The sequence below is a fragment of the Shigella sp. SIG3 genome (assembly GCF_053555855.1).
The window spans coordinates 1-25430 of the sequence record NZ_JBQZXE010000048.1; the positions used below are offsets into that span (position 1 = coordinate 1).

Sequence of the window (25430 nt, forward strand, 5' to 3'; positions counted from 1 at the left end):
AACTGGGGGTAATCCGTATTTCTCACGGATTACGGAGTCTATTTTTTCTTCCATTTGTTTATAGTCAGGAAGAAGGCGTTTCAGTGGTGCGGGAATGTCCTGGCAATACGCTTCTGTTGCATCATGCATTAACGCTTCAAAAGCAAATTCCTGCGGCACCAGCTGGCTGCAAAGAACCGCATGTTGGGCGACGCTGTAGAAGTGCGAAAGATGACCGGCAAAGCGACAGATATTTGAAAGGGAAACCGCGATATCGTTAATATCGATGTCGTCTTTATTTATCCTGTCATAATAAAAATGCTTCCCGGAAAAAGTTTTAATAAATGACATTTTGTTCTCCACGTATATGCGCTGCACCGCGCTGAATTCTGGTAAAAAGAATCCCTCACCATCCGGCGATTATTGAGTAAATTACGTTTCCATAAATGCCCCCGCAGGGGCATTTGCAGTAATGAAATCAGGCGGTGAAAGTACCAATAAAGGTTTCTACTTTGCTGTCCTTGAATTTCTCAACAAGCAGATCACGAAATTCGTTAGCCATTTCTTCCTGCACCGCCTCCAGCTGAATAATGCGCAGAACCAGTACCGGACGATCGCCAGTGATAATGCTGAGGCGTAATTTAAACGGACGTTCTTTCAGACCTTCAAACGGAATGCATTTAAATTCAAATGCCACTGGCATAATGTCTTTGGTCTTCGCTTCGACAGACTCCATCAGGGAGCGTTTGCCGCTGAAGTCATTATCTTCAAAATCAGCGGTCTGGTTTGCTTCAATCGTGATTTTACGGACCGCCGCAGCCGCTTTTGTTGCCTGAATGGTGTCACCATTAGCATCAAAGCCCACAAGGTAGTCGGCCCAGTCTTCAATCCATTCTGCCAGTGATTTCTGGGAGTTACGCTCGCCATTAACAGACAACAGAGCAGAGAACGGTGCTGTCTTTTTCAGTTTGAGAGTGGCGGTGTTATCTGCGTGACCTGGTTCATCAATAGTACCCAGGTTAAGCACACTGACGGCACGCATATTATCAGCATCGATAAAGCAGCGGGTGCCTTCATCTGCAAGATCTTTAGAATAACGGGTAAAGTCATCGATGCTGGCAGTGGAAAGCGCACCACGGAAACGGAAGCGATTTAAATTAAATTTTTCCAGATCATGAATGCGGAAATTCTCAGGCAATGCCACAGCATCGGCACCAATCTTACTGATAATTTCATTAACACCCTGAGCAGAAATAAGGGCATGGATTTGATTAATTGCGGTTGCGTCTAAGTTCTGAGACATAATAAGTCCTAACTATATAAAGATATTCAGTGATGAGATAAATAATCAGTTAATTAAGAACGATATTAATGACCTGCTGCGCGGAGTTTTCCGTCAGGTTCACCGGCAAGAGTCAGTAATTGTCCCTGGTCTTCCTGCAGAATAGTCAGGCGACCACCGCGATTGACATACATCGGCGTTTCGGTGGTGTCTTCTTCGGAAATTTTCCCGCGGTTAGTCGGGCGAACATATGAGAGTTTGTGTTTGATTTTCACACGGTTCTCATCAAATGGTTCGATTTCCAGGTTGAGTGAGACCTTACCTTTGGTTTTCGTGTTCATCACACCGGAAGCGACTTCACTGAGAACTGCGCCGATTTTGGTTTCAAATACGCCGCCGTCCAGCTCCCCGATAAATGCCTGCACATCAGTACTGCGTTCGCTAGCCATTTTGCTGCTCCTCATCATATCGACCCTGCAAGGCCGATTAGTTTCTCCACAAAACAGAGAAGAACACCTGCGGTAGCAGCCGCCCGGATGGATTGGGTTATGAGCCCGTCGTCCGGTGATGCTCTTCTCTGTTTTGTAAAAAGGACGGTACCAGCCGGAAGCAAGGGTACAAACTGGTACCGCCAGGACTACACACAGCATAAAGTTGTGGTGCCGGGTGCCTCCCGGTGCCTGGCGAAGGTTGCACACCAGACGGGTGGGTATCCACAGAAGGTCGACTGTCAGCCTCAACCTTAACCCGCGTGCGCTGAGCCGCATTCACCACAACTCTAAGGATTCTCTTTGGTTGAAAATACTTAGCTGTTATGTGCCTGTCTTTTCACCACTTCAGGCTCGGTGGTATCCTTTTAAGCCCGTATACATAAAAGGAAAATCAAATGACTTTTGATGAAAAAGAACTTGATAATGCAATTAATAAAATCATCGTAACGTCGCTCTTTTCCTGTCTCAGCGACACTCAGCAGAAACAGTTCTACGAATCGGCTTTCAACATGATCGAGCGTTGTTGTTTCTGCGATGCCGACGAGTTACCTGAAAAAATCAGGAAACAGTTGGCTGATGCTCTTCGAGTGCGACTTTCTGACCAATTTTCTGAAATGTGCTCTCCGAATTTGGACAAATAGAAAAAGGCCATTTCCATTCAGGGTCTGATGGAAATACTTCAGCCTGTTCCAAAGCACGGCGTAAAGAGAACACAACTCCAGCCATAATCTGATGTTTCCCATTGGTCCAGCTATCGCCGCTCTGATCTACAGGGGCGGCTATGTCGTATGACCAAACGACTTCACAGTTATTGTTTAAAATCTGGACTTTCATTTCATACACCTGCTTTAACATGAGTGCCTAGTGGCACAACATGACTCAACGAATCATCCTGGACTTCATATGCCCCAGGCGGCTACTTCGTGGGCGTCCTGCCTGTTCGTTGTTTCGCTTGGGTACATTATGTATCCCAAGGGTACATTGTCAAGTATAAAAAAACCTGCCGAAGCAGGTTCATAAACATTGATTAGGCTTTGATTTTGTATCTTCTTGGTTTTCCTGAGAAAATCACTGTACCAATTATAGAGCAATTACCGTTGATCTTAATGTAAGGCTCAGGCCAGTTTGGGTTTAACGCTTTGAGATAACGCTGTGTCCCATCTTCTATCAACCTTTTGAAGGTGGTTTCGCCTGTATCGTGCATCAATGCAATAACGTCGTCACCGTGGCAGGCAGGTACTTCAGGATCGACAAAAATCATGTCTCCCGGGCGGTACTCATCAATCATTGAATCACCTATCACCCGCAAGATATAAGTCATTTCCCCACAGGGTACAGGGCAGGGATACGTTTCTGCTGTGCTCAAATCAACCTCAGAATATCCAACTTCTTTCCATGCTCCGGCCTGTACCCATGATATGACAGGGACTAATGTGATTTGTTTATTAGTGATTGAAACATCAGGTTTTTTTGTGATGTTCGTTGTCTGGTGTTCTTGATCGAGCCATCCGACAGGCAGGTCGAAACATTTTTCGATGTGTCGTGCCATGCTGTCACCGATATTTTTAGTAGCACCATCTCCCATAAACCTGCTGGTCTGGGTTGGCTCGCGATCAATCATAGTGGCAAAGGAAGAATTCCCGCCAACACCATCTCTCAGTTTTCTGGCGTTAGACCGCCGGATGTCATGGATTGTTTTCATAACGAAATTAAAACCCTTGTACCGTTAAGGTACAAGTGTCTTGGAGGTTCATTTCAATCATGTAACATGTACACCGGAGGTACATATTGTATGAAAGCGTATTGGGACTCTTTAACCAAAGAACAGCAGGGCGAGTTGGCCGGAAAAGTTGGCTCAACACCTGGCTACTTACGGCTGGTTTTCAATGGCTATAAAAAAGCCAGTTTTGTGCTGGCTAAAAAACTTGAGCAATGCACGTCAGGTGCAATTACGAAATCTGACTTAAGACCGGATATCTATCCGAAAGATTAGCAGAACACTTTCAATTTTTAACCACAGAACGATGAGGCTAACCGTGGGTAAGCATCACTGGAAAATAGAAAAACAGCCTGAGTGGTACGTGAAAGCTGTCAGAAAAACTATCGCGGCGTTGCCGGGTGGTTACGCTGAAGCGGCTGACTGGCTCGATGTAACAGAAAACGCTTTATTCAACCGCCTTCGTGCAGATGGCGATCAGATTTTCCCGCTGGGATGGGCAATGGTTTTACAGCGTGCTGGTGGCACTCACTTCATTGCTGATGCTGTGGCGCAGTCTGCAAATGGCGTCTTTGTGTCTCTTCCTGACGTCGAGGATGTGGACAACGCCGATATCAACCAACGCCTGCTGGAAGTCATTGAACAGATCGGCAGTTATTCAAAACAGATTCGTTCAGCAATTGAAGACGGTGTAGTGGAACCGCATGAGAAGACAGCAATTAACGATGAGCAGTACCTCTCAATTTCGAAGCTGCAGGAGCATGCAGCACTGGTCTACAAAATCTTTTGCGTTTCAGAAAGTAGTGACGCCCGCGAGTGTGCAGCTCCGGGCGCCGTGGCATGTCGTGACTGTGGAGAAACTAACGCATGAACAGTTTAACAACACACTACCGTCGCTCGCAACTGATTGCGCTTCCTGTACCGGGTGGAAAAGCGAAGGTGGAGTATTGCTATGCAGTAAATGTACCAGGTGACAGGGAAATTGTAACCCACAGCTTTGCAGAGTGGGCTGTGGGTGATTTCAACCGGCAGAAGGAGACAGTCCTTTGCGACAAGTTAACCGCTGGTTCAAAGAGCACTACGGAGTGCCCGTCAGAGTCATTCGTTGGGAGCCGGAAACACAACGTGTTATCTACCTCCGCGAAGGCTATGAGCATGAGTGCTTCAGCCCGCTCGAACAGTTTCGTCGTAAATTCAGGGAAATAGAGGTCGGTCATGAGCACTAAATTAACCGGCTATGTATGGGATGGTTGCGCTGCATCAGGCATGAAATTATCCAGCGTGGCAATTATGGCCCGCCTGGCTGATTTCAGTAATGACGAAGGTGTGTGCTGGCCATCAATTGAAACCATTGCCCGCCAGATTGGCGCGGGAATGAGTACCGTCAGAACGGCTATCGCACGGCTGGAAGCAGAAGGCTGGTTAACGCGTAAGGCGCGTCGCCAGGGTAACCGCAATGCGTCGAATGTTTATCAGCTTAACGTTGCGAAGCTTCAGGCAGCGGCATTTTCTCAACTGTCAGATTCTGACCCGTCAAAATCTGACGCATCAAAATCTGACCCGTCAAAATTTGATGCGTCGAAATCTGGCAAAAAAGCGGGTTTTCACCCGTCAGAATCTGGCGGGGATCCGTCAGTAAAATCAAAACATGATCCGTCAGATAAAAAAACTTCTCGTCCGGACGCTTCGCAACCGGACACGCAGACGGCTGAACAGGAGTTTTTAACTCGCCATCCTGATGCGGTTGTATTCAGCCCTAAAAAGCGCCAGTGGGGAACGCAGGATGATTTGACCTGCGCACAGTGGCTCTGGAAAAAAATCATCGCCCTGTACGAGCAGGCCGCCGAATGTGACGGCGAGGTGGTTCGTCCCAAAGAACCGAACTGGACAGCCTGGGCAAACGAAATTCGCCTGATGTGTGTGCAGGATGGTCGTACTCATAAACAAATCTGCGAGATGTACAGCCGCGTCAGTCGCGATCCGTTCTGGTGCCGTAACGTGCTCAGCCCGTCGAAGCTGCGGGAAAAATGGGATGAGCTTTCCCTGCGCTTATCGCCGTCCGTCAGCACGTACACCGAAAAACGCGAAGACCCGTACTTCAAAGCTAGTTACGACAACGTGGACTACAGCCAAATCCCGGCAGGATTCAGGGGGTGAGCATGAGTCTTTTGAATGACGTTCAGAAATTCATTGAAGCCCATCGGGGCTGTACTTCCGGAGATATTGCGGATGCTTTTGCCGGTTACTCACGGCAGCGCGTTCTGCAGTCAGCAAGCAAGTTACGTCAGAGTGGGCGTGTGGCTCACCGTTGTGAAGGAGATACACGCAGACATTTCCCGCGCCTGACTGAGAGAGCGCAGGAACCGGAACCACAACCAGTTCGTGAAACCAGACCTGTGCGCAATTTCTATGTCGGCACTAACGATCCCCGTGTGATTTTGTGCCTGACCCGCCAGGCGGAAGAACTGGAGTCCAGGGGCTTATACCGTCGTGCTGCAACCGTGTGGATGGCGGCATTCCGTGAAAGCCACTCCCAGCCAGAACGAAACAATTTTCTGGCGCGTCGTGAGCGGTGCTTACGGAAAAGCAGCAAGCGCGCTGCATCGGGTGAAGAGTGGTATCTGTCAGGGAATTACGTGGGGGCTTAATGAGTAATAAATATTGCCAGGCGCTGGTGGAACTGCGGAACAAACCAGCCCATGAACTGAAGGAAGTGGGCGATCAGTGGCGCACGCCGGACAACATTTTCTGGGGAATTAACACCCTGTTTGGCCCGTTTGTTCTGGATCTGTTCACTGACGGTGATAACGCCAAATGTGCCGCGTATTACACGGCGGAAGACAACGCGCTGGCGCATGACTGGTCAGAACGTCTTGCGGAGCTTAAAGGTGCTGCCTTTGGTAATCCCCCATACAGCCGCGCCAGTCAGCATGAGGGGCAATACATCACCGGCATGCGTTACATCATGAAACATGCCAGTGCCATGCGTGATAAGGGCGGGCGCTATGTTTTCCTGATCAAAGCTGCCACCAGCGAAGTGTGGTGGCCGGAAGATGCAGATCATATTGCTTTTATTCGCGGGCGTATTGGTTTTGAACTGCCTGTCTGGTTTATCCCGAAAGACGAGAAGCAGGTACTGACAGGAGCTTTTTTCGCTGGTGCTATTGCTGTTTTTGACAAGACCTGGAAGGGACCGGCAATCAGCTACATCGGGCGCGATGAACTTGAGGCATGTGGTGAGGCGTTTCTGGCGCAGGTTCGCCAGCAGGCGGAAAAACTGGTCAGGGAGATGGCGGCATGACGACGTTAACTCAATGCCAGCAGCAGGTGCTGGATATGCTGATTTCTTATCAGAAAGAACGTGGCTTCCCGCCAACCAATCAGGAGGTGGCAACCATGCTGGGATACCGTTCGGTGAATGCAGCGGTGGAGCATCTTCGCGCACTGGAGAAAAAAGGCGTCATCACGATAAAGCGTGGCGTGGCCCGGGGGATAACGCTTCATACCGCGGTGAAGGACGACGACAGCGAGGCGGTCGGGATTATCCGCGCACTGCTTGCCGGTGAGGAAAACGCAAGGCTGCGTGCAACCCACTGGTTACATGAGAGGGACCTGAAAGTATGAAGCTGATCCTGCCTTTTCCGCCCAGCGTGAACACGTACTGGCGACACCCCAACAAAGGGGCGTTTGCTGGTAAGAGCCTGATAAGCGCGGCGGGGCGAAAATTCCAGAGCGCGGCGTGCGCAGCAATAGTTGAGCAGTTACGTCGTCTGCCGAAACCAACGTCGGCACCTGCTTCAGTGGAGATCGTGTTGTTTCCTCCGGATAACCGGATCCGCGATCTGGACAACTATAACAAGGCGCTGTTTGACGCCCTGACCCACGCGGGTGTGTGGGAAGACGACAGTCAGGTGAAAAGAATGCTGGTGGAGTGGGGGCCGGTTATCCCGGAAGGGAAGGTCGAGATCACTATCAATAAGTACGAGAAAACGGCGGGTGCAGCCGCCTGATTAAGAGGAGAAACGAAGTATGAATAATCTGATGGTCATTGATGGTATTGAAGTTCGTCGTGATGCTTATGGGCGTTACAGCCTGAACGATCTGCACAGGGCTGCCGGTTCTCAGGATAAGCATAAGCCTGCATTCTGGCTCCGCAATGAGCAAACCGAACGTTTAATAAGCGAGTTGCAGATTTGCAACTCGGTCAATATAGAGCCAGTTAACGTTAGTCGTGGCGGAAATAACCAGGGGACGTATGTCTGCAAAGAACTGGTGTATGCCTATGCAATGTGGATCAGCCCGTCATTCCATCTGAAGGTGATCCGTACTTTCGATATGGTAACCAGCGCACCGGAAAAATTATCCGGGCAGGCTGCTGACAAGATGCAGGCTGGCGTGATTCTGCTGGACTTTATGCGGCGGGAGTTAAACCTGTCTAACTCATCTGTGCTTGGGGCCTGTCAGAAACTCCAGGAGGCTGTTGGCTTACCGAATCTGGCACCACGCTATGCCATTGATGCTCCTGCTGACGCGCCTGATGGCTCAAGTCGCCCTACGCTGTCGCTGAGTGCACTGCTGAAACAGTATGGTATCCGCCTGACAGCTAATCAGGCATATCACCAGATGGCGAAGCTGGGGATCGTTGAACAACGCGAACGATACAGCCGTACCGCGATTAACAACATCAAAAAATTCTGGTCGCTGACGGCGAAAGGCTGCATGTTCGGCAAGAACATTACCAGTCCTGCAAATCCGCGCGAGACGCAGCCGCATTTCTTCGAATCCCGATTCCCTGAGCTGTTAAAGCTGCTCGATACCGTTCATTGAGGTGACCGTGAGAGCACTACTGACCCCTGAAATTGCCCCGCGTATGGGGATCGTATTGTTCAGACCAGGTTCAGAGCTGATGCCCCTGTTTATGCAGGGGCGTGTACTGCTGGAGCCTGAGCCGGAACGTTATTCATCTTTCGCCAGTGGTGCCGTTCCCGCGGCATCACAACCGCTGGCGGATGATCCTGCTGTTCGGGCCGTGTTCCGCAATGAGGCAGTGATCCGTCGTGCTGGTGGCGTGGAATGTCTTGAAAGCTGGCTACTTCGTGAAAAAGGCTGCCAGTGGCCTCATTCCGACTGGCACAGCGAGAACATGACCACAATGCGACACGCTCCGGGCGCAATCCGTCTGTGCTGGCACTGTGATAACCAGCTGCGCGATCAGTTCACGGAACGGCTGGAATCAATGGCAACGGATAACTGTGCCCGCTGGGTGTTGTCTGTTGTGCGTCGGGATCTCGGTTTTGATGATAGTCACGTTGTGACAATGCCGGAACTGTGCTGGTGGCTGATTCGTAATGACCTGGCGGATGCCTTACCGGAAAGTGCAGCCCGTAAGGCACTGAGATTACCAAAGCCTGTTGTGCCGTCTGTCACCCGGGAAAGTGACCTTGTGCCTTCGGTTCCTGCCACCAGCATCATCCAAGATAAGGCAAAAAAGGTGCTGGCGCTGAAAGTGGATCCGGAGTCGCCGGAGTCTTTTATGTTACGCCCAAAACGTCGCCGCTGGGTTAATGAGAAGTACACGCGCTGGGTTAAGACACAGCCGTGTGCATGTTGTGGAAAGCCCGCTGATGATCCCCACCACCTGATAGGCCACGGTCAGGGGGGAATGGGTACAAAAGCGCATGACCTCTTTGTGTTGCCTTTGTGCAGAAAGCATCACGACGAGCTGCATGCGGATACCGTGGCATTTGAAGAGAAGTATGGCTCCCAGCTGGAGCTGATATTTCGTTTTATCGATCGTGCGCTGGCAATTGGCGTGCTGGCCTGATTTGGTGGAGAAAGTTGATGCGTGATATTCAGATGGTTCTTGAGCGTTGGGGAGCATGGGCGGCGAGTGATAGTTCAGGCGTTGACTATTCACCTATAGCTGCTGGGTTTAAGGGACTTCTTCCCTATACCAGCAAGAAACGCTTGGCTTGTTCGGATAGTGATGCATTAATTATTGAAGGTTGTCTTGCTCGTCTAAAGCAAAAAAGACCTTATGAGCATTCGCTTCTTGTGGCACATTATTTATACAGAATATCCAAGCGTAAGATTGCAAAGGCGCGTGGAAAGGATGAGAAATTGATACGTATAGAAATACAGCTAGCCGAAGGATTTATTGATGGCTGCCTTTCCATGCTAGATCTAACATTAGATTTGGACGTTTAATAATACGCCCCATGCAGGGGCGTATTATTTACTGGATGAATGACATTTGATTAATATATTTTATCAATAACTCTCTGGGTGTAGTACTCCAAAAATTTAGGTGTTCATAATCAGTATAAACAGTGGTGAATTTTTTAAGTTCTTCATCACTTTTAGGGGCAAATCGCTCATTAAGAGTAATACTGTCTTTAATTATTCCGAAGAATACAATAGATATTTCAGGAATTTGCGATCTTCTCTCATAAGAATAAGGTATTTCTTTTATGTTAAGCAGATCTGCTAAATGAGATATAGATTCTGCGGTAATTTCTTGTTTTAGTTTTTCCTTGTCACCAAAGCAATGTATGAAGACAGCTACGACAAAGATCTTATTTATTAAAGGATCACTGCTTTTGTACTCATCGTCGTTTAATAGTTGAAAAATGTTAAGATTGCGTGAAAAAGTTTGTGTTTCACGTAAGGATAAGTTGGTTCGTTGAATTAAATCACGGATAAATCTACCAGATAACCTATTAATTTCATTTAATGATTTTGTCTTGTCTACAAGGTAATTCCAATATATAACAGATGTTTTACATACGACGTGACCATTTATTAAACATGTGTCTGGAAGCGTGATGGTATATTTTATAAACTTGTCAAGATACTTTTGTGAGTTAATACTATAACCATAAATATGATTTATCGATGCTTTTAATTGTTCTGTGTTTGTAACTAAAATAAAAAAGACATTATTGATGTCAAAAATGTGTTTTATTGTTTCAATGACATTTGTTGAAAAACTCGGCTTACATCGGTCTAATTCATCAATTATAATTACTATCTTTTGACTTTCTGAAATGCTTTCGATGCAAGATTTAAGTGAATTTATGTTTTTCTCTGATTCCATATGGTCTTCAAGCAAATTTTCAATAGTCCCATCTATTGCTGCATTGCTTGCTTTCTTCATCGCATCTTGGAATTCTTCGGAAACTTCACTAGCCTCCTGTCGTAAAAACCAACCTGCACCAGCTTTTAGTACCGTTTTTAAACCAAAGCGAATTGCAGGAAGAGATCTCTTAATGAAGTGTTGTTTTTCTTCCTCAGGTAAAATGCTGGCAATTGCAGAGGTTATGAGAAGTAATGGAGATTCTGCATGATCCCCTTTAAAGGCATCAATATAAACAACTTTAGATTCAGTTTCTTGCTCAATAATGAGATTTTTCAGTTTGATACTAAATTCTGTTTTCCCTGTTCCCCATGCGCCGTCTATTACCAGTGGTGAAATGTCTGCCTCTGGTTTTAGCAACTTGATGATATTTTCAGCGATGTTTCTGCGTTGGAACTCGTCACGTTCAGTGAAAGATAGTGTATCTAACATAATATAAACCTATTAACTCCTACAGTAAAAAACGAATAATACGACTTTGGGATTAAAAATCATTAACGCGGTCCGCAAAAATTCTTGTAATCTGTTAAGAGTGGTTACTTCGCCACACAGCTTAAACCCGCCGTCGAGCGGGTTTTGTCGTTTTTGTTGCTGGGGATTCGTTGGGCCTGGCCTATCCCGCAGTTATCCATTGGTTCGGCTCTTTGACGTTTCCGCTTCTGATTTGCGGTACATGATGTTCCCTCAATTTGCACCTGCTGTATCAGCGAGGTGAGAGATAACTACAAATGCCTCATAACCCAAATACCTGGTTGGAGTTGCTCCAGAGCTGGTGGCGTGGAGACACACCGCTGGGCGCAGTGATTATGTCGATTGTTATGGCTGGCTTGCGCATTGCATATTTTGGCGGTGGTGGGGGCTGGAAACGAAAAACGCTCGAGATTTTGCTCTGTGGTGCTCTGACGCTGACTTTTGCATCCGCTCTTGAGTATGTCGGATGGCCTAAATCTCTTTCTGTTGCCATTGGTGGCGGCGTTGGGCTAATCGGGGTCGATGCTATTCGTGGGGCTGCAATGAGAGTAATCGGTAATAAGTTTGGTGGCTCTAAGGAGTAATTTATGCAGGTACTAAATTCCCAGCGTAAAGCTTTCCTCGATATGGTGGCATGGTCAGAAGGAACGGATAACGGGCGACAACCGACACGTAATCACGGTTATGATGTTATTGTTGGCGGCGAACTGTTTACTGATTACTCTGATCACCCTCGCAAACTTGTCACGCTAAACCCCAAACTCAAATCAACAGCCGCCGGACGTTATCAGCTTCTTTCACGCTGGTGGGATGCCTACCGTAAGCAGCTTGCTCTGAAAGACTTCTCCCCCAAAAGCCAGGATGCTGTGGCACTGCAACAGATTAAAGAGCGTGGCGCTTTACCGATGATTGATCGCGGTGATATTCGTCAGGCTATCGACCGTTGCAGCAATATCTGGGCGTCGTTACCCGGTGCAGGTTATGGTCAGTATGAACATAAAATCGGTGATTTGATTGCCCGGTTTAAAGAGGCTGGTGGGGTGGTAAATGAAGCTGAGCTATAAGCTGCTTATCGTTGGTTTCTTCGTTACTGTCATTGGTTCTTTCATCTGGTCGGCCAACCACTACTACAGCAAATATCAGTACGAAAAGAAACGTGCTGATGAGGCTGTACGAAATGCTGAATCAGCAACTGCCATTACCAATAACGTCCTGCAATCACTACAAATCGTCAATACAGTTCTGGAGGCTAACCAGCATGCAAAACAGCAGATCGCACTGGAGTCACAGAGAGCCCGGGAAGATATCAAAGTGGCTGTTGCGGATGATGATTGTGCTTCACGCCCTGTGCCTGATGTCGCTGCTGACCGGTTGCGGAAGTACGCGGACAGTATACGTGCAGGTTCCAACGATGCCGTTACCGACGAACCTGCTCGCTGAAACTCCACAGCCAGTTATACCCAATCCTCTGACTTATGGGGATAGTCTTAGTTTGAATGTAAGTCTGCTATCAGCACTGGGGCTATGTAACCGTGATAAGTCTGATCTTCGTAGGTTAGGAGAGCAAAAGTACAATCTGCATTTGAATAATAATATTCATTAGGTGAAATATTATTATTTGACTGTTCTAGTTATTATGCATTTAGTTACAATACTCTCACTATTAACAGTGAGGTAAAAATGAACGAAAATTATATTGCATATGAGACACTTGTAGCAAACCGTGCTGCTGCTGAGTGGGCTTGTTGGGCAATGATTGCATCTTGGGTGAGTGCTGGAGCTACTATTGTTACTTTGGTTTTGGCGTTCAAGGCATTGTTTACGTGGCGGGAACAAGAGAAAACAAAAGTAAAAATAGATTTTAGGAATGCATTAAAGAAATTAAAGACAGCTCTATTATTTATGCCTGTCAATATTGACCCCGAGAAACTCAATGATGAACGAGAGCAAGTTATTGCGAAATGGCTATTTAAAGATGTAGATCTTATTAGTCAGCAAATTGAGTTGGGAGAAGAGAATGTTAAAAGATTTGATGAACTTTTGAGTATTTTCGATTGTTGCCAGTCTTCATGGTTTGCGACAGAGCACTTATTTGATAATACTGAGTTAGAAAAAGTTTGGCATGAGTTCGAGTCTAACTTTAATAAATATATAAATGGTGGTGAGAGTAAGGATTTACTTATGAAAATGCTTGATAAGCTCATCTCTTCTAGATTTGTATTTGAGTCAAGATAATTGCCTTTGAGTATTTTTCTTTATTATTTTACTTATTATAAATTTTTTATATGCCCCCTAGAATCCCAAAAGCCTGCCGTGTTCGCGGCTGCCGCTCTACAACCACGGACCCGTCAGGCTACTGCGAAAGCCATAAAAGCGAAGGCTGGAAGCAATACAAGCCAGGACAATCTCGTCATCAGCGCGGTTATGGTTCGAAGTGGGATGTTATCCGCGTGCGTGTCCTGAAGCGTGACAAAGGCCTGTGTCAGCTATGTCTGCGTGCTGGTGTGGTGCGTGAGGCGAAAACTGTTGACCACATCATCCCTAAAGCGCATGGCGGCACAGATGCCGACAGCAATCTGCAGAGCCTGTGCTGGCCGTGCCATAAGGAGAAGACGGCCCGTGAACGGCTAAAGTGATCATAATTCTCAACTGTCTGAGGGGAGGGGCGGGTCAAATCTCTGTGACCTGACGTCTTCCGGACTGCCCGCCCCATCGTTTTTTTATACCCGCGAAAAATGAAATTTAACCAGGAGTGCCGCATATGGCTGGAACGGCGGGGCGTTCCGGGCGTCGCCCTAAGCCAACGGCGCGCAAGGCGCTGGCCGGAAACCCCGGCAAGCGAGCCCTGAACAAAGATGAACCTGTTTTTACGCCCATCAAAGGTGTTGAGCCACCGGAGTGGTTCGCTGAAGAAGAGCTTCCTCTCGCCACGATCATGTGGCAACTGACAACCAAAGAACTCTGCGGTCAGGGCCTGCTGTGCGTGACTGACCTTGCGGTGCTTGAGCGGTGGTGTGTGGCCTATGAGTTCTGGCGGCGTGCCGTGAAAAATATTGCCAGACAGGGCAACACCATCACCGGTGCAATGGGCGGTATGGTCAAAAATCCGGAGCTGACCGCCAAAAAAGAACAGGAGTCCGAGATGAGCAGCACGGGGGCAATGCTCGGACTCGACCCCAGTAGCCGCCAGCGTCTGATTGGCCTGGCGGGGCAGAAGAAAGCCACTAACCCGTTTCTGAAAATCATCGAGTCATGAGCCGGAAATCTTACCCCAACGTAAATGCTGCCAATCAGTATGCCCGTGATGTCGTGCGCGGAAAGATTGTGGCCTGCCAGTTTGTGATTCAGGCCTGCCAGCGCCATCTTGATGACCTGATGGCGGAAAAAAGTAAGTCGTTTCGTTACCGCTTCGACAAGGAGCTGGCTGAACGGGCCGCGAAATTTATTCAGCTGTTGCCACACACCAAGGGGGAGTGGGCATTCAAGAGGATGCCCATCACGCTGGAGCCGTGGCAGCTCTTTGTGATCTGCTGTGCGTTTGGCTGGGTCAATAAAGGGTCCCGGCTGCGCCGCTTCCGGGAGGTGTATACCGAAATCCCCCGTAAGAACGGCAAATCGGCAATCTCTGCCGGTGTTGCCCTGTATTGTTTTGCCTGTGATAACGAGTTTGGCGCGGAAGTGTATTCCGGTGCCACGACAGAGAAACAGACGTGGGAAGTCTTTCGCCCGGCGCGACTGATGTGTAAACGCACACCCATGCTGACGGAAGCGTTCGGGATTGAGGTTAACGCCTCAAACATGAACCGTCCGGAGGATGGGGCGCGGTTTGAACCGCTGATTGGTAACCCCGGTGATGGTTCATCACCCCACTGTGCGGTGGTGGATGAATATCACGAGCACGCCACAGATGCGCTTTACACCACGATGCTTACCGGGATGGGGGCGCGACGTCAGCCACTGATGTGGGCTATCACTACCGCCGGGTACAACATTGAGGGGCCGTGCTACGACAAACGGCGGGAAGTCATCGAGATGCTCAACGGTTCGGTACCCAACGATGAACTGTTCGGGATTATCTATACCGTTGATGAAGGTGACGACTGGACCGACCCGCAGGTGCTGGAAAAAGCCAATCCAAATATTGGCGTGTCGGTTTATCGCGAATTTTTGTTAAGTCAGCAGCAGCGTGCGAAAAATAACGCCCGTCTGGCAAACGTCTTTAAAACAAAACACCTCAATATCTGGGTGTCGGCGCGTTCGGCGTATTTCAACCTGGTGAGCTGGCAGAGCTGCGAGGATAAATCACTGACCCTTGAGCAGTTCGAGGGGCAGCCGTGCATTCTGGCCTTTGACCTGGCGCGTAAGCTGGATATGAACAGCATGGCGCGACTTTATACCCGCGAGATTGACGGTAAAACGCATTACTACAGTGTGGCCCCGCGTTTCTGGGTACCGTATGACACGGTGTACAGCGTCGAGAAAAATGAAGATCGACGGACAGCCGAACGCTTTCAGAAATGGGTGGAAATGGGCGTTCTGACCGTTACCGATGGTGCGGAGGTGGATTATCGCTACATCCTCGAGGAGGCCAAAGCGGCGAACAAAATCAGTCCGGTCAGTGAGTCACCCATCGACCCCTTCGGGGCGACCGGGTTGTCACATGACCTTGCTGATGAAGACCTGAACCCCATCACTATCATTCAGAACTACACCAACATGTCCGACCCGATGAAAGAGCTGGAAGCGGCAATTGAATCGGGGCGCTTTCATCATGATGGCAATCCCATCATGACCTAGTGTATCGGCAACGTGGTCGGCAAAACCATTCCGGGTAACGATGATGTGGTGAAGCCCGTCAAAGAGCAGGCGGAAAACAAAATTGACGGTGCAGTTGCGCTGATTATGGCGGTTGGCAGAGCCATGCTGTACGAGAAAGAAGACACGCTGTCTGACCACATTGAGTCCTATGGGATCCGCTCGCTTTAACTGAGGTAATTATGATCATGCTGATTCTCGCGCCTCTGGTGGGCGTGCTGGGGGCGCTTTTGCTGGCGTATGGTGCCTGGCTGATTTATCCCCCGGCGGGGTTTGTTGTTGCCGGGGCGTTGTGCCTGTTCTGGTCGTGGCTGGTGGCGCGATATCTCGACCGTACACAGTCGTCTGTCGGCGGAGGTAAATAGTGTTCTTTTCGGGATTATTTCAACGAAAAAGTGACGCACCGGTGACCACGCCAGCAGAGCTGGCGGATGATATCGGGTTGTCCTACGACACCTATACCGGAAAGCAGATCAGCAGCCAGCGGGCCATGCGACTGACGGCGGTTTTTTCCTGTGTCAGGGTGCTGGCGGAGTCGGTCGGGATGTTGCCCTGCAACCTGTATCACCTGAACGGCAGCCTGAAGCAGAGAGCCACTGGCGAACGTCTGCATAAGCTGATCTCCACGCATCCCAATGGCTATATGACGCCGCAGGAGTTCTGGGAGCTGGTGGTCACCTGTCTGTGCCTGCGGGGAAACTTTTACGCCTACAAAGTGAAAGCATTTGGCGAAGTGGCTGAACTGCTGCCCGTCGATCCCAGCTGTGTGGTACCGAAGCTTAACAGTAGCTGGGAGCCGGTCTATCAGGTCACATTCCCGGATGGCTCCGCGGATGTACTGAGCCAGGAGGATATCTGGCATGTGCGCACGCTGACGCTGGACGGACTGGTGGGGCTGAATCCCATCGCCTATGCCCGCGAGGCAATATCGCTGGCGGCAGCGACCGAAGAGCACGGGGCCAGACTGTTCAGCAATGGCGCGGTGACGTCGGGTGTGTTGCGTACAGAGCAGACGCTGTCAGATCAGGCTTACGAGCGCCTGAAGAAAGATTTTGAGGAGCGTCACACCGGGCTTGGCAATGCTCACCGCCCGATGATCCTTGAGATGGGGCTGGACTGGAAGTCGATGGCGCTGAACGCCGAGGACAGCCAGTTCCTGGAAACCCGCAAGTTTCAGCTTGAAGAAATCTGTCGTCTGTTCCGGGTGCCGTTGCACATGGTGCAGAACACCGATCGCGCCACTTTCAACAATATTGAAGAGCTGGGGCTGGGATTTATCAACTATTCACTGGTGCCGTATCTGACCCGCATCGAACAGCGGATCAACACCGGACTGGTACGAAAAAGTAAGCAGGGCGTTTATTACGCCAAATTTAACGCCGGGGCGTTACTGCGCGGGGATATGAAGTCCCGTTTTGAAGCCTACGCCACCGGGATTAACTGGGGAATTTACTCTCCCAATGACTGCCGCGACCTGGAAGATATGAATCCGCGTCCCGGTGGTGATGTCTATCTCACACCGATGAACATGACCACGAAACCCTCCGATGGCAGTAAAGCCGGTAAGCAGAAGGATAACGCCAATGCAGACGAAACAACGTCTTGATGTACCGCTGAGTCTGAAATCTGTCAGTGACTCCGGTGAGTTTGAAGGGTATGGCTCCGTCTTTGGTGTAAAGGACAGCCACGATGATGTGGTGATGTCCGGGGCATTTGCCGCTTCCCTGCGGGCGTGGAGTGACAGAAAAGCGTTACCTGCGCTGCTCTGGCAGCACCGCATGGATGAGCCCATCGGTGTTTACACCGAAATGAAGGAAGACGATGTCGGGCTTTACGTCAGGGGGCGGTTGCTCATTGATGATGATCCCCTGGCAAAACGCGCACATGCACACATGAAGGCCGGTTCGTTAACCGGCCTTTCTATTGGGTACGTCCTGAAGGACTGGGAATACGACCGGACGAAAGAAGCCTTTCTGCTGAAAGAAATCGACCTCTGGGAAGTCAGTCTGGTGACGTTTCCGTCTAACGACGAGGCGCGGATCAGCGACGTCAAGAACGCGCTGGCCCGCGGGGAAATCCCCGAACAGAAAAAAATCGAAAGAGTCCTGCGTGATGTCGGACTCTCCCGTACCCAAGCCAAAGCATTCATGGCCGGGGGCTATATCGCACTGTCCCTGCGCGACGCTGAGGATGTGGGCTCTGCACTGAATGCACTGAAAAATCTGAACTTCTAATCAGGAGAAATACGATGGCGGTAGATATTAAAGATGTCGAACAGGTCGCGCAGGAGCTGCAGCAGAAGTTTGACGACTTCAAAGCAAAGAACGACAAGCGCGTGGATGCGATTGAGCAGGAAAAAGGCAAGCTTGCCGGGCAGGTGGAAACCCTGAACGGGAAACTCAGCGAGCTGGAAAATCTCAAAAGCGATCTTGAAAAAGAGCTGCTTGAGCTGAAACGTCCGGCAGGTGGCGCGCAAAATAAACTGGCCACCGAGCATAAAGAAGCGTTTGTGGGCTTTTTGCGTAAAGGCCGTGAAGATGGTCTGCGCGATCTGGAGCGTAAGGCATTGCAGGTGGGCACCGATGAAGACGGTGGCTATGCCGTGCCGGAAGCGCTGGATCGCAACATTCTCACCCTGCTGAAAGATGAAGTGGTGATGCGCCAGGAAGCCACGGTGATCACCGTTGGCGGTTCCGACTACAAAAAACTGGTGAATCTGGGCGGCACGGCTTCCGGATGGGTGGGGGAAACGGATACGCGATCCCAGACTGCCACCTCCAGACTGGAGCTGATTGAACCTCTCATGGGGGAAATCTACGGCAACCCGCAGGCCACCCAGAAAATGCTGGACGATGCCTTCTTCAACGTGGAGGCCTGGATCAACAGCGAGCTGGCAACCGAATTTGCCGAACAGGAAGAAATTGCCTTTACCACCGGCGATGGTACCAAGAAGCCGAAAGGGTTCCTGGCGTATGAATCCACTGATGAAACCGATAAGGTCCGGGCGTTCGGCAAACTTCAGCATATTGTATCCGGCGAAGCGACGGCGGTGACCGCAGACGCCATTATCAAACTGATTTACACGCTGCGTAAGGCACACCGCACCGGCGCGAAGTTCATGATGAACAACAACAGCCTGTTTGCCATCCGTCTGCTTAAAGACAGCGAGGGTAACTATCTGTGGCGTCCGGGGCTGGAACTGGGGCAGCCGTCCTCTCTGGCGGGTTACGGTATCGCTGAAAACGAACAGATGCCGGATATCGCCGCTGATGCGAAAGCCATTGCATTTGGTAACTTCAAACGGGGTTACACCATCGTTGACCGTATCGGCACCCGCATTCTGCGTGACCCGTACACCAATAAACCGTTTGTCGGTTTTTATACCACCAAGCGCACCGGCGGGATGCTGGTCGATTCGCAGGCCATCAAACTGCTGAAGATTGCAGCGGCGTAATCACTCAGGGGCGCGGAACCGCGCCCCCTGTTCTGACGGGTGAAGAATCATGATCCTGAAACAAGATCTGAAATGGTCACCGGACGGTATGCGTGTTGAGGTCATTCGGGCCGGTGAGTATGACGACGGGGCGCTTCCTGCCCGGGTGCAGGAGATTGCACTTCAGGCCGGGTTAGCAGAGCGCGGAACCAGTGCAAAAAGCAGTAAAGCGACAAAAGAGAAAAAAGCCACGACCAGTAAAGAGGGCTGAGTATGCTTCTGACAATGGAAGAGATTAAAGCCCAACTCCGGCTGGATGAGGATTTCGATGCTGATGACCGCCATCTGCAACTGCTGGCCTGTGCGGCACAAAAGCGGACGGAAACGTATCTGAACCGGAAGCTCTATGCACCGGATGAAACCATTCCGGACAGCGATCCGGACGGGCTGCACCTGCCGGATGATATTCGTCTGGGGATGCTGATGCTTATCAGCCATTTTTACGAAAACCGCTCGTCGGTTACGGAAGTGGAGAAACTTGACATGCCGCAGAGTTTTGGCTGGCTTGTCGGCCCGTACAGGTACTTTCCGCAATGAAAATTCGTCAGGCGCAGACCAGCGCAACCTACATTCTGCCGGACCCCGGTGAACTGAATAAACGCGTCCTGATCCGCCTGCGGGTGGATATGCCCGCGGATAACTTTGGCGTGGAGCCTCAATACCTGATTACGTTCCGGACATGGGCGAAGGTTATCCAGACCAGTGCCACCACCTGGCAGGAAACCGCGCAGACCGGGGACGCCATCACCCATTACATCACCATTCGTTACCGCCGGGGGATTACCGCTGATTATGAGGTGGTCTGCGGTGACAGTGTGTACCGGGTGAAACGTCAGCGCGATCTGAACGGGGCGCGGCGCTTTCTGCTGCTGGAGTGTACGGAACTGGGCGAATGTGGGCAGAGTCACGGAGGCAACAATGACGACTTCCTTTTTGCACGTTGATTTTCAGCAGCCCGCGGAGATGCGCTTTAACCGCGCCCGTGTCCGGCGGGCGTTTGTCACGATTGGTCAGCGTCATATGCGTGATGCCCGTCGGCTGGTGATGCGCCGTGCGCGGTCGGCACCGGGTGAAAACCCCGGTTATCAGACCGGACGCCTGGCTCGTTCGATTGGTTACATGGTACCCAGAGCCAGTAAACATCGCCCTGGTTTTATGGCACGTATAGCCCCTAACCAGCGTAATGGAGAGGGAAACCGCCGTATCACCGGTGATTTTTATCCGGCTTTTTTGTTCTATGGCGTGAGGCGAGGGGCAAAGCGTCGTCGCAGCCATCATCGTGGTGCATCCGGTGGCAGCGGCTGGCGACTGGCTCCACGTAATAACTTTATGGTGGAAACGCTTGAAAAGAACCGCAGCTGGACACGCTATTTTCTGGCGCGGGAATTGCGTAAATCACTGAAGCCGGAGCGACGACACAGATGAAACTGACGCCTGTTATTGCTGCGCTGCGTGCCCGCTGCCCGTATTTTGAAAACCGGGTGGCAGGCGCGGCACAGTTCAAAAATCTGCCGGAGGTCGGAAAGCTGAGACTCCCGGCGGCGTATGTGGTACCGGGTGATGACTCTCCGGGAGAAAACAAAAGCCAGACCGACTACTGGCAGGAGCTGAAAGAGGGCTTCTCCGTGGTTGTCATACTGAGTAACGGGCGTGATGAGCGCGGTCAGTTTGCCTCGTATGATGTGGTGGACGATGTCCGGCAAATGCTCTTTAAGGCCCTGCTGGGCTGGAACCCGGAAGCGTGCGGTAACCCGATTACCTATGACGGCGGCACGCTGCTGGATCTGAATCGTCATGAGCTGATTTATCAGTTCGATTTTTCGGTCATCAGCGAGTTGACCGAAGACGATACCCGCCAGCAGGATGACCTGAACAGTCTGGATGAACTGCGAACGCTGGCGATTGATGTTGATTATCTAGAGCCCGGTAACGGGCCTGACGGCGATATCGAACATCACACCGAAATAACCCTTCCTTCCTGAGAATCTTCATGTTTGTGAAACCTGTTAAAGGGCGGTCAGTTCCTGACCCTGCCCGCGGAGACCTTTTGCCCGCCGAGGGGCGAAATGTTGATGAGAACAACTACTGGCTGCGCCGTGAAGCAGCGGGTGATATCCGGCGCGTGAATGAAAAGGTGAATACCGATGACGAGCTTTAACACCATTCCGTCAAATACGCTGGTTCCGATTTTTTATGCGGAAATGGATAACTCGGCGGCGAATACTGCACAGGACAGCGGAGCATCGCTGCTGATTGGTCATGCCAATAACGGTGCAGAGATTGTTGCCAACAGTCTGGTGCTGATGCCATCGGCAGACTATGCACGCCAGATTTGTGGTGCGGGAAGTCAGCTGGCGCGTATGGTCGAGGCTTATCGCCAGACCGACCCGTTTGGTGAGCTGTATGTGATTGCCGTTCCAGAAGCCACAGGCGCGGCGGCAACGGTTACGCTGACGGTGACCGGGGAAGCAACCGAAAGCGGCACGGTGAATGTCTATGTGGGACGTACCCGCGTGCAGGCTCCGGTGACCAACGGCGATAACGTCACGACGATTGCCAGCAGTATCCAGGATGCCATCAATGCCGTTCCGGCCCTGCCGTTTACGGCTTCATCTTCGGCAGGCGTGGTCACACTGACCGCGCGTCATAAGGGGCTTTGCGGGAATGAAATTCCTGTCAGCCTCAATTACTACGGCTTTGGTGGGGGCGAAGTGCTGCCAGCGGGCGTACAGATTGCCGTGGCGACGGGTACCGCCGGAACGGGTGCTCCGGTTCTCACCGGCGCGGTGGCTGCAATGGCGGATGAGCCGTTTGATTATATCGGCCTGCCGTTCAACGACACGGCCTCCGTTAACACGCTGGTGACCGAGATGAACGATACCAGCGGTCGCTGGAGCTATGCGCGTCAGCTGTATGGTCATGTGTATACGGCAAAGATCGGCACGCTGTCAGAACTGGTGACCGCAGGTGACCAGTTTAACCAGCAGCACATTACCCTGGCGGGATACGAAAAAGAGACCCAGACGCCTGCCGACGAGCTGGCGGCAAGCCGTACCGCCCGCGCAGCGGTGTTTATTCGCAACGATCCGGCACGTCCCACGCAGACCGGTGAGCTGGTGGGTATGCTGCCTGCGCCGAAGGGGAAACGGTTCACGATGACCGAACAACAGACCCTGCTGTCTCATGGCGTGGCAACGGCGTATGTCGAAAGCGGGGTGCTGCGCATTCAGCGTGATGTCACCACGTACAGGAAAAACGCTTACGGTGTTGCGGATAACAGCTACCTCGACAGCGAGACGCTGCATACCAGCGCGTATGTGCTGCGCAAACTGAAATCCGTCATTACCAGTAAGTACGGGCGTCACAAGCTTGCCAGCGACGGTACCCGCTTTGGTCCCGGTCAGGCGATTGTCACACCGGCGGTGATCAAAGGGGAACTGCTGGCAACCTACCGTCAGCTTGAGCGTGCGGGGATCGTGGAAAACTACGAACTGTTTAAGCAGTACCTGGTTGTGGAGCGTGATGCCAGCGATCCGAACCGCCTGAACACGCTGTTCCCGCCTGACTATGTTAACCAGTTGCGTGTCTTTGCCGTGGTTAACCAGTTCCGTCTTCAGTATTCAGAGGAGTCTGCATAATGGCCCGTATCGGGGGAACCTGTTATTTCAAAATTGACGGTCAACAGCTATCGCTGACCGGCGGCATTGAGGTGCCCATGAACAGGACGGTCAATGATGACATCATCGGCCTGGACGGTTCAGTGGACCGCAAGGAAACTCACCGTGCGCCTTATGTCAAAGGGACCTTCAAGGTGCCGAAGAATTTTCCGGCGAGCAAAATCACCTCGTCTGATGAGATGACCATCACTGCCGAGCTGGCGAACGGTCAGGTCTATGTACTGTCGTCTGCCTGGCTGCACGGCGAAGCGAACCATAATGCCGAAGAAGGCACGGTCGATCTTGAGTTCCACGGTGAAGAAGGGGATTACCAGTAATGAAAGAGCTTGAGTTAAAGAAACCGATTACCGCTCATGGCGAGACACTCTCCGTACTGGAGTTTGATGAGCCCACCGGGAAAGATGTCCGCGAGCTGGGGTATCCCTACCAGATGAATCAGGATGAGTCCGTCAGACTTCTGGCGCATGTGGTATCGAAATATATTGTGCGGCTGGCGAAAGTGCCGCAAAGCTCTGTCGACCAGATGTCTCCGGCAGACCTGAATGCAGCGGCGTGGCTTGTGGCTGGTTTTTTCCTCCAGGCCTGACGGCTGAATACCTTACTGATCGCTTCTTTGATTGCGCCAGCTACTGGCGCATTAATCCCTTCGAATTGCTGAATATGCCGATCAGTGAAATTCCCTTGCTGGTCAGTCAGGCAAACAGGATAGAGCAGGAGAAACGCACACATGGCTGAATTTGAGCTTAAGGCGTTGATCACCGGTGTCGACAGGCTTTCTCCCGCGCTGTCGAAAATGCAAAAGAAAATCCGGGGATTTAAACGCCAGGCGGAAGAAGCGTCACAGGGTGGGCTGGCGCTTGGTGGCGGACTGGCAGCGGGTCTGACGCTTTCCCTGAAATCTTATGCCGATCAGGAAAACGCCGCCACCGGGCTGAAAGTCGCCATGATGGATGCGAATGGCGAGGTTGGAAAGAGCTTTCAGGACATCAATAAACTGGCTATTGGCCTGGGTAACCAGCTACCCGGTACAACGGCTGATTTCCAGAACATGATGCAGATGCTGGTGCGTCAGGGGATCCCGGCAGAAAATATTCTTGGCGGTGTGGGTAAAGCGACAGCTTATCTTGCGGTACAACTGAAAAAAACACCGGAAGCGGCTGCTGAGTTTGCTGCAAAGATGCAGGATGCTACCGGAACGGCGTCAGAAGACATGATGGGGCTGTTCGACACTATCCAGAAGGCGTTTTATCTGGGCGTTGACGATACCAACATGTTGTCCTTCTTCACTAAAACCAGTTCTGTTCTGAAGATGGTGAACAAGGACGGTCTTCAGGCTGCACAGAGCCTTGCCCCCATCAGCGTCATGATGGATCAGATGGGGATGAACGGGGAGTCGGCAGGTAATGCCCTGCGAAAAGTTATCCAGTCCGGATTAAGCGTTAAGAAAATCAGGGACGTCAATAAAATCATGGCCCGCCAGAAACTCGGGGTACAGCTCGATTTTACTGACGGCAAAGGAAGTTTTGGCGGTCTTGATAACATGTTCAGGCAACTGGCAAAGCTGCGAAAACTGACCGACGTTAAGCGAACAGGTGTACTTAAGGCAATATTTGGTGATGATGCCGAAACCCTTCAGGTGGTCAATGCACTAATCGATAAAGGAAAGGATGGCTACGATCAGATCCAGCAGAAGATGAATAAACAGGCCAGCCTGAATAAACGTGTTCAGGCCCAGCTTGGTACGCTGTCCAACCTGTGGGAGGCAATGACGGGGACCGCAACTAACGGCCTTGCGGCTATTGGCGGCGCATTTTCTGGTGACGCCAAAAATATCACGCAATGGCTGGGGGAGTTGGGGGAGAAATTCACGAAGTTTGCGGATGAAAATCCCCGGGTTATTCGCGGCGTCGTCGGGCTTGCTGCCGGTCTTGCGATTCTGAAACTGGGATTGATGGGCGTGGGCAGTGCCATCAGTATCGTCAGCAGGATCATGTCGATGACGCCGATTGGCATGATTGCGACGGCGATTGCCCTGGCTGCGGGATTAATTATCACTAACTGGGATGTTGTCGGACCTTATTTTAAGAAACTCTGGGAAACCATTAGTCCTTATTTTGAGGCTGGCTGGGAACTTCTGAAGAAGGTTTTTGCCTGGTCGCCGCTGGGGATGGTGATCAATAACTGGGGACCGGTTGTTAAGTGGTTTCAGGATATGTGGGATAAGCTGAAGCCAATTATTGAGTGGTTTACCGACAGTTCAGGTGACACGGTCGATGCCATTAACTCGGCGCAGTGGGGCGCGGGTGCTTATGATGCTTATGGGACGGGAATACCGGCGCGGGGATACATACCTTATCCGGCGGTGGATCT

At 50.9% G+C, this 25430-nt stretch carries 37 protein-coding genes and 3 pseudogenes; 33 read left to right on the plus strand and 7 right to left on the minus strand.

The genetic code is table 11. From position 1 onward, the window contains the following. The 6 genes and pseudogenes from yfdR to ACUU1I_RS10735 all read right to left on the minus strand — a co-directional run. A pseudogene (yfdR, locus tag ACUU1I_RS10710) lies at positions 1 to 330 on the minus strand (5'-deoxynucleotidase); the annotation flags it as partial. 127 nt (positions 331 to 457) lie between these two features. Next, entirely contained in the window at positions 458 to 1282 is an 825-nt protein-coding gene (locus tag ACUU1I_RS10715; protein ID WP_000081294.1) for a YfdQ family protein, read from the minus strand. 65 nt (positions 1283 to 1347) lie between these two features. After that, positions 1348 to 1710, minus strand: a complete 363-nt coding sequence (gene yfdP / locus ACUU1I_RS10720) for a protein YfdP (RefSeq protein ID WP_000135680.1) — start codon at positions 1708 to 1710, stop codon at positions 1348 to 1350. A 14-nt stretch (positions 1711 to 1724) separates the two neighbouring features. Next, a pseudogene (locus ACUU1I_RS10725) lies at positions 1725 to 2035 on the minus strand (hypothetical protein). Positions 2036 to 2310: 275 nt separating this feature from the next. Beyond that, positions 2311 to 2586, minus strand: a complete 276-nt coding sequence (locus tag ACUU1I_RS10730; RefSeq protein WP_021563905.1) for a hypothetical protein — start codon at positions 2584 to 2586, stop codon at positions 2311 to 2313. Between the two features lie 193 nt (positions 2587 to 2779). Next, positions 2780 to 3454 (minus strand): LexA family protein, encoded by a 675-nt coding sequence (locus ACUU1I_RS10735; protein WP_000848748.1) that lies wholly within the window; start codon positions 3452 to 3454, stop codon positions 2780 to 2782. Positions 3455 to 3544: 90 nt separating this feature from the next. On the opposite strand from ACUU1I_RS10735, the gene ACUU1I_RS10740 reads away from it, so the two are divergent. The 11 genes from ACUU1I_RS10740 to ACUU1I_RS10790 all read left to right on the plus strand — a co-directional run bounded on the left by ACUU1I_RS10740 (position 3545) and on the right by ACUU1I_RS10790 (position 9676). Further along, positions 3545 to 3745: a YdaS family helix-turn-helix protein gene (locus ACUU1I_RS10740; RefSeq protein WP_000649477.1), complete on the plus strand. Its 201-nt coding sequence runs from the start codon at positions 3545 to 3547 to the stop codon at positions 3743 to 3745. Between the two features lie 43 nt (positions 3746 to 3788). Beyond that, a complete protein-coding gene (gene ymfL / locus ACUU1I_RS10745; protein WP_000515831.1) occupies positions 3789 to 4340 on the plus strand; it encodes a protein YmfL in 552 nt (183 codons plus the stop codon). Between the two features lie 175 nt (positions 4341 to 4515). Then, a complete protein-coding gene (locus tag ACUU1I_RS10750; RefSeq protein ID WP_005066300.1) occupies positions 4516 to 4695 on the plus strand; it encodes a DUF4222 domain-containing protein in 180 nt (59 codons plus the stop codon). Then, positions 4685 to 5626 carry a helix-turn-helix domain-containing protein gene (locus ACUU1I_RS10755; RefSeq protein ID WP_000104967.1) on the plus strand — a complete coding sequence of 314 codons (942 nt, stop codon included), beginning with the start codon at positions 4685 to 4687 and terminating at the stop codon, positions 5624 to 5626. Before ACUU1I_RS10750 ends, ACUU1I_RS10755 begins: the two co-directional genes overlap by 11 nt. Beyond that, a complete protein-coding gene (locus ACUU1I_RS10760) occupies positions 5623 to 6117 on the plus strand; it encodes a PerC family transcriptional regulator (RefSeq protein ID WP_094110461.1) in 495 nt (164 codons plus the stop codon). The genes ACUU1I_RS10755 and ACUU1I_RS10760 overlap by 4 nt, the downstream gene beginning before the upstream one ends. Next, positions 6117 to 6770: a phage N-6-adenine-methyltransferase gene (locus ACUU1I_RS10765; protein ID WP_005066305.1), complete on the plus strand. Its 654-nt coding sequence runs from the start codon at positions 6117 to 6119 to the stop codon at positions 6768 to 6770. The genes ACUU1I_RS10760 and ACUU1I_RS10765 overlap by 1 nt, the downstream gene beginning before the upstream one ends. Further along, positions 6767 to 7093 carry a LexA family protein gene (locus ACUU1I_RS10770; protein WP_000210155.1) on the plus strand — a complete coding sequence of 109 codons (327 nt, stop codon included), beginning with the start codon at positions 6767 to 6769 and terminating at the stop codon, positions 7091 to 7093. Before ACUU1I_RS10765 ends, ACUU1I_RS10770 begins: the two co-directional genes overlap by 4 nt. Then, complete coding sequence (locus tag ACUU1I_RS10775; RefSeq protein WP_000767108.1) at positions 7090 to 7479, plus strand: RusA family crossover junction endodeoxyribonuclease; 390 nt, start codon at positions 7090 to 7092, stop codon at positions 7477 to 7479. The genes ACUU1I_RS10770 and ACUU1I_RS10775 overlap by 4 nt, the downstream gene beginning before the upstream one ends. A 19-nt stretch (positions 7480 to 7498) precedes the next feature. Next, positions 7499 to 8296, plus strand: coding sequence for a KilA-N domain-containing protein (locus tag ACUU1I_RS10780; RefSeq protein WP_001061418.1), 798 nt, complete (start codon positions 7499 to 7501; stop codon positions 8294 to 8296). Between the two features lie 7 nt (positions 8297 to 8303). Beyond that, positions 8304 to 9293: a DUF968 domain-containing protein gene (locus ACUU1I_RS10785; protein ID WP_001360050.1), complete on the plus strand. Its 990-nt coding sequence runs from the start codon at positions 8304 to 8306 to the stop codon at positions 9291 to 9293. Between the two features lie 14 nt (positions 9294 to 9307). Then, entirely contained in the window at positions 9308 to 9676 is a 369-nt protein-coding gene (locus ACUU1I_RS10790) for an antiterminator Q family protein (protein WP_085948622.1), read from the plus strand. A 28-nt stretch (positions 9677 to 9704) separates the two neighbouring features. Here ACUU1I_RS10790 and ACUU1I_RS10795 read toward each other — a convergent pair whose 3' ends face one another. Next, on the minus strand, positions 9705 to 11036 hold the full coding sequence (locus tag ACUU1I_RS10795; protein ID WP_000887616.1) for a KAP family NTPase: 1332 nt from the start codon (positions 11034 to 11036) through the stop codon (positions 9705 to 9707). Between the two features lie 296 nt (positions 11037 to 11332). Here ACUU1I_RS10795 and ACUU1I_RS10800 point away from each other — a divergent pair, with 296 nt between their 5' ends. The 22 genes and pseudogenes from ACUU1I_RS10800 to ACUU1I_RS10905 form a co-directional block, all read left to right on the plus strand. After that, the gene (locus tag ACUU1I_RS10800) at positions 11333 to 11659 is read left to right on the plus strand and encodes a phage holin, lambda family (RefSeq protein WP_449144836.1); all 327 of its coding nucleotides are present in this window, start codon (positions 11333 to 11335) and stop codon (positions 11657 to 11659) included. Between the two features lie 3 nt (positions 11660 to 11662). Beyond that, the gene (locus ACUU1I_RS10805; RefSeq protein ID WP_001197761.1) at positions 11663 to 12139 is read left to right on the plus strand and encodes a glycoside hydrolase family 24 protein; all 477 of its coding nucleotides are present in this window, start codon (positions 11663 to 11665) and stop codon (positions 12137 to 12139) included. Then, positions 12123 to 12515 carry a DUF2570 family protein gene (locus tag ACUU1I_RS10810; RefSeq protein WP_005066308.1) on the plus strand — a complete coding sequence of 131 codons (393 nt, stop codon included), beginning with the start codon at positions 12123 to 12125 and terminating at the stop codon, positions 12513 to 12515. The genes ACUU1I_RS10805 and ACUU1I_RS10810 overlap by 17 nt, the downstream gene beginning before the upstream one ends. After that, the gene (gene lysC / locus ACUU1I_RS10815) at positions 12487 to 12678 is read left to right on the plus strand and encodes an Rz1-like lysis system protein LysC (RefSeq protein WP_419180840.1); all 192 of its coding nucleotides are present in this window, start codon (positions 12487 to 12489) and stop codon (positions 12676 to 12678) included. Before ACUU1I_RS10810 ends, lysC begins: the two co-directional genes overlap by 29 nt. Before the next feature lie 77 nt (positions 12679 to 12755). Beyond that, entirely contained in the window at positions 12756 to 13310 is a 555-nt protein-coding gene (locus ACUU1I_RS10820) for a hypothetical protein (RefSeq protein ID WP_001005133.1), read from the plus strand. A 50-nt stretch (positions 13311 to 13360) separates the two neighbouring features. After that, on the plus strand, positions 13361 to 13711 hold the full coding sequence (locus ACUU1I_RS10825) for an HNH endonuclease (RefSeq protein ID WP_001135102.1): 351 nt from the start codon (positions 13361 to 13363) through the stop codon (positions 13709 to 13711). A 125-nt stretch (positions 13712 to 13836) separates the two neighbouring features. After that, the gene (locus ACUU1I_RS10830) at positions 13837 to 14331 is read left to right on the plus strand and encodes a phage terminase small subunit P27 family (protein WP_000929184.1); all 495 of its coding nucleotides are present in this window, start codon (positions 13837 to 13839) and stop codon (positions 14329 to 14331) included. Continuing rightward, positions 14328 to 16061, plus strand: a pseudogene (locus ACUU1I_RS10835) (terminase large subunit). Before ACUU1I_RS10830 ends, ACUU1I_RS10835 begins: the two are co-directional and overlap by 4 nt. An 11-nt stretch (positions 16062 to 16072) precedes the next feature. Further along, positions 16073 to 16255 carry a protein YmfR gene (gene ymfR / locus ACUU1I_RS10840; RefSeq protein WP_000605606.1) on the plus strand — a complete coding sequence of 61 codons (183 nt, stop codon included), beginning with the start codon at positions 16073 to 16075 and terminating at the stop codon, positions 16253 to 16255. Further along, complete coding sequence (locus ACUU1I_RS10845) at positions 16255 to 17496, plus strand: phage portal protein (protein WP_000466264.1); 1242 nt, start codon at positions 16255 to 16257, stop codon at positions 17494 to 17496. Before ymfR ends, ACUU1I_RS10845 begins: the two co-directional genes overlap by 1 nt. Further along, positions 17474 to 18124, plus strand: a complete 651-nt coding sequence (locus ACUU1I_RS10850; protein ID WP_005066319.1) for an HK97 family phage prohead protease — start codon at positions 17474 to 17476, stop codon at positions 18122 to 18124. Before ACUU1I_RS10845 ends, ACUU1I_RS10850 begins: the two co-directional genes overlap by 23 nt. Positions 18125 to 18138: 14 nt before the next feature. Continuing rightward, positions 18139 to 19344, plus strand: a complete 1206-nt coding sequence (locus tag ACUU1I_RS10855; protein WP_000257496.1) for a phage major capsid protein — start codon at positions 18139 to 18141, stop codon at positions 19342 to 19344. 49 nt (positions 19345 to 19393) lie between these two features. Then, the gene (locus tag ACUU1I_RS10860; RefSeq protein WP_000601365.1) at positions 19394 to 19594 is read left to right on the plus strand and encodes a hypothetical protein; all 201 of its coding nucleotides are present in this window, start codon (positions 19394 to 19396) and stop codon (positions 19592 to 19594) included. 2 nt (positions 19595 to 19596) lie between these two features. Beyond that, on the plus strand, positions 19597 to 19920 hold the full coding sequence (locus ACUU1I_RS10865) for a head-tail connector protein (RefSeq protein ID WP_000927711.1): 324 nt from the start codon (positions 19597 to 19599) through the stop codon (positions 19918 to 19920). Beyond that, positions 19917 to 20327, plus strand: a complete 411-nt coding sequence (locus ACUU1I_RS10870; protein ID WP_000702384.1) for a phage head closure protein — start codon at positions 19917 to 19919, stop codon at positions 20325 to 20327. The genes ACUU1I_RS10865 and ACUU1I_RS10870 overlap by 4 nt, the downstream gene beginning before the upstream one ends. Then, entirely contained in the window at positions 20302 to 20808 is a 507-nt protein-coding gene (locus ACUU1I_RS10875) for a hypothetical protein (RefSeq protein WP_000213502.1), read from the plus strand. Before ACUU1I_RS10870 ends, ACUU1I_RS10875 begins: the two co-directional genes overlap by 26 nt. Continuing rightward, complete coding sequence (locus tag ACUU1I_RS10880) at positions 20805 to 21365, plus strand: phage tail terminator protein (RefSeq protein WP_000779295.1); 561 nt, start codon at positions 20805 to 20807, stop codon at positions 21363 to 21365. Before ACUU1I_RS10875 ends, ACUU1I_RS10880 begins: the two co-directional genes overlap by 4 nt. 8 nt (positions 21366 to 21373) lie before the next feature. Beyond that, positions 21374 to 21541 carry a DUF2635 domain-containing protein gene (locus ACUU1I_RS10885; RefSeq protein WP_000497749.1) on the plus strand — a complete coding sequence of 56 codons (168 nt, stop codon included), beginning with the start codon at positions 21374 to 21376 and terminating at the stop codon, positions 21539 to 21541. Continuing rightward, positions 21528 to 23021 carry a phage tail sheath subtilisin-like domain-containing protein gene (locus tag ACUU1I_RS10890; protein WP_000200356.1) on the plus strand — a complete coding sequence of 498 codons (1494 nt, stop codon included), beginning with the start codon at positions 21528 to 21530 and terminating at the stop codon, positions 23019 to 23021. Before ACUU1I_RS10885 ends, ACUU1I_RS10890 begins: the two co-directional genes overlap by 14 nt. Further along, positions 23021 to 23377, plus strand: a complete 357-nt coding sequence (locus tag ACUU1I_RS10895; RefSeq protein WP_000090996.1) for a phage tail tube protein — start codon at positions 23021 to 23023, stop codon at positions 23375 to 23377. The genes ACUU1I_RS10890 and ACUU1I_RS10895 overlap by 1 nt, the downstream gene beginning before the upstream one ends. Continuing rightward, entirely contained in the window at positions 23377 to 23646 is a 270-nt protein-coding gene (locus ACUU1I_RS10900; protein ID WP_000661054.1) for a phage tail assembly protein, read from the plus strand. The genes ACUU1I_RS10895 and ACUU1I_RS10900 overlap by 1 nt, the downstream gene beginning before the upstream one ends. 141 nt (positions 23647 to 23787) lie before the next feature. Beyond that, a partial coding sequence (locus ACUU1I_RS10905) for a phage tail tape measure protein (RefSeq protein WP_449144837.1) occupies positions 23788 to 25430 on the plus strand: 1643 nt, incomplete at its 3' end.

Excerpts from the sequence above, each read along its gene's own strand:
- ACUU1I_RS10800 (WP_449144836.1), top strand. The coding sequence starts at position 11,333 with ATGCCTCATAACCCAAATACCTGGTTGGAGTTGCTCCAGAGCTGGTGG.
- ACUU1I_RS10850 (WP_005066319.1), top strand. The coding sequence starts at position 17,474 with ATGCAGACGAAACAACGTCTTGATGTACCGCTGAGTCTGAAATCTGTC.
- ACUU1I_RS10900 (WP_000661054.1), top strand. The coding sequence starts at position 23,377 with ATGAAAGAGCTTGAGTTAAAGAAACCGATTACCGCTCATGGCGAGACA.
- ACUU1I_RS10770 (WP_000210155.1), top strand. The coding sequence starts at position 6,767 with ATGACGACGTTAACTCAATGCCAGCAGCAGGTGCTGGATATGCTGATT.
- ACUU1I_RS10795 (WP_000887616.1), bottom strand. The coding sequence starts at position 11,036 with ATGTTAGATACACTATCTTTCACTGAACGTGACGAGTTCCAACGCAGA.
- ACUU1I_RS10755 (WP_000104967.1), top strand. The coding sequence starts at position 4,685 with ATGAGCACTAAATTAACCGGCTATGTATGGGATGGTTGCGCTGCATCA.
- lysC (WP_419180840.1), top strand. The coding sequence starts at position 12,487 with ATGCCGTTACCGACGAACCTGCTCGCTGAAACTCCACAGCCAGTTATA.
- ACUU1I_RS10865 (WP_000927711.1), top strand. The coding sequence starts at position 19,597 with ATGCTTCTGACAATGGAAGAGATTAAAGCCCAACTCCGGCTGGATGAG.
- ACUU1I_RS10830 (WP_000929184.1), top strand. The coding sequence starts at position 13,837 with ATGGCTGGAACGGCGGGGCGTTCCGGGCGTCGCCCTAAGCCAACGGCG.
- ACUU1I_RS10730 (WP_021563905.1), bottom strand. The coding sequence starts at position 2,586 with ATGAAAGTCCAGATTTTAAACAATAACTGTGAAGTCGTTTGGTCATAC.
- ACUU1I_RS10875 (WP_000213502.1), top strand. The coding sequence starts at position 20,302 with ATGACGACTTCCTTTTTGCACGTTGATTTTCAGCAGCCCGCGGAGATG.
- ACUU1I_RS10805 (WP_001197761.1), top strand. The coding sequence starts at position 11,663 with ATGCAGGTACTAAATTCCCAGCGTAAAGCTTTCCTCGATATGGTGGCA.
- ACUU1I_RS10855 (WP_000257496.1), top strand. The coding sequence starts at position 18,139 with ATGGCGGTAGATATTAAAGATGTCGAACAGGTCGCGCAGGAGCTGCAG.
- yfdP (WP_000135680.1), bottom strand. The coding sequence starts at position 1,710 with ATGGCTAGCGAACGCAGTACTGATGTGCAGGCATTTATCGGGGAGCTG.
- ACUU1I_RS10735 (WP_000848748.1), bottom strand. The coding sequence starts at position 3,454 with ATGAAAACAATCCATGACATCCGGCGGTCTAACGCCAGAAAACTGAGA.
- ACUU1I_RS10820 (WP_001005133.1), top strand. The coding sequence starts at position 12,756 with ATGAACGAAAATTATATTGCATATGAGACACTTGTAGCAAACCGTGCT.
- ACUU1I_RS10870 (WP_000702384.1), top strand. The coding sequence starts at position 19,917 with ATGAAAATTCGTCAGGCGCAGACCAGCGCAACCTACATTCTGCCGGAC.
- ACUU1I_RS10740 (WP_000649477.1), top strand. The coding sequence starts at position 3,545 with ATGAAAGCGTATTGGGACTCTTTAACCAAAGAACAGCAGGGCGAGTTG.
- ymfR (WP_000605606.1), top strand. The coding sequence starts at position 16,073 with ATGATCATGCTGATTCTCGCGCCTCTGGTGGGCGTGCTGGGGGCGCTT.
- ACUU1I_RS10880 (WP_000779295.1), top strand. The coding sequence starts at position 20,805 with ATGAAACTGACGCCTGTTATTGCTGCGCTGCGTGCCCGCTGCCCGTAT.
- ACUU1I_RS10825 (WP_001135102.1), top strand. The coding sequence starts at position 13,361 with ATGCCCCCTAGAATCCCAAAAGCCTGCCGTGTTCGCGGCTGCCGCTCT.
- ACUU1I_RS10780 (WP_001061418.1), top strand. The coding sequence starts at position 7,499 with ATGAATAATCTGATGGTCATTGATGGTATTGAAGTTCGTCGTGATGCT.
- ACUU1I_RS10860 (WP_000601365.1), top strand. The coding sequence starts at position 19,394 with ATGATCCTGAAACAAGATCTGAAATGGTCACCGGACGGTATGCGTGTT.
- ACUU1I_RS10895 (WP_000090996.1), top strand. The coding sequence starts at position 23,021 with ATGGCCCGTATCGGGGGAACCTGTTATTTCAAAATTGACGGTCAACAG.
- ACUU1I_RS10810 (WP_005066308.1), top strand. The coding sequence starts at position 12,123 with ATGAAGCTGAGCTATAAGCTGCTTATCGTTGGTTTCTTCGTTACTGTC.
- ACUU1I_RS10890 (WP_000200356.1), top strand. The coding sequence starts at position 21,528 with ATGACGAGCTTTAACACCATTCCGTCAAATACGCTGGTTCCGATTTTT.
- ACUU1I_RS10885 (WP_000497749.1), top strand. The coding sequence starts at position 21,374 with ATGTTTGTGAAACCTGTTAAAGGGCGGTCAGTTCCTGACCCTGCCCGC.
- ACUU1I_RS10715 (WP_000081294.1), bottom strand. The coding sequence starts at position 1,282 with ATGTCTCAGAACTTAGACGCAACCGCAATTAATCAAATCCATGCCCTT.
- ACUU1I_RS10765 (WP_005066305.1), top strand. The coding sequence starts at position 6,117 with ATGAGTAATAAATATTGCCAGGCGCTGGTGGAACTGCGGAACAAACCA.
- ACUU1I_RS10775 (WP_000767108.1), top strand. The coding sequence starts at position 7,090 with ATGAAGCTGATCCTGCCTTTTCCGCCCAGCGTGAACACGTACTGGCGA.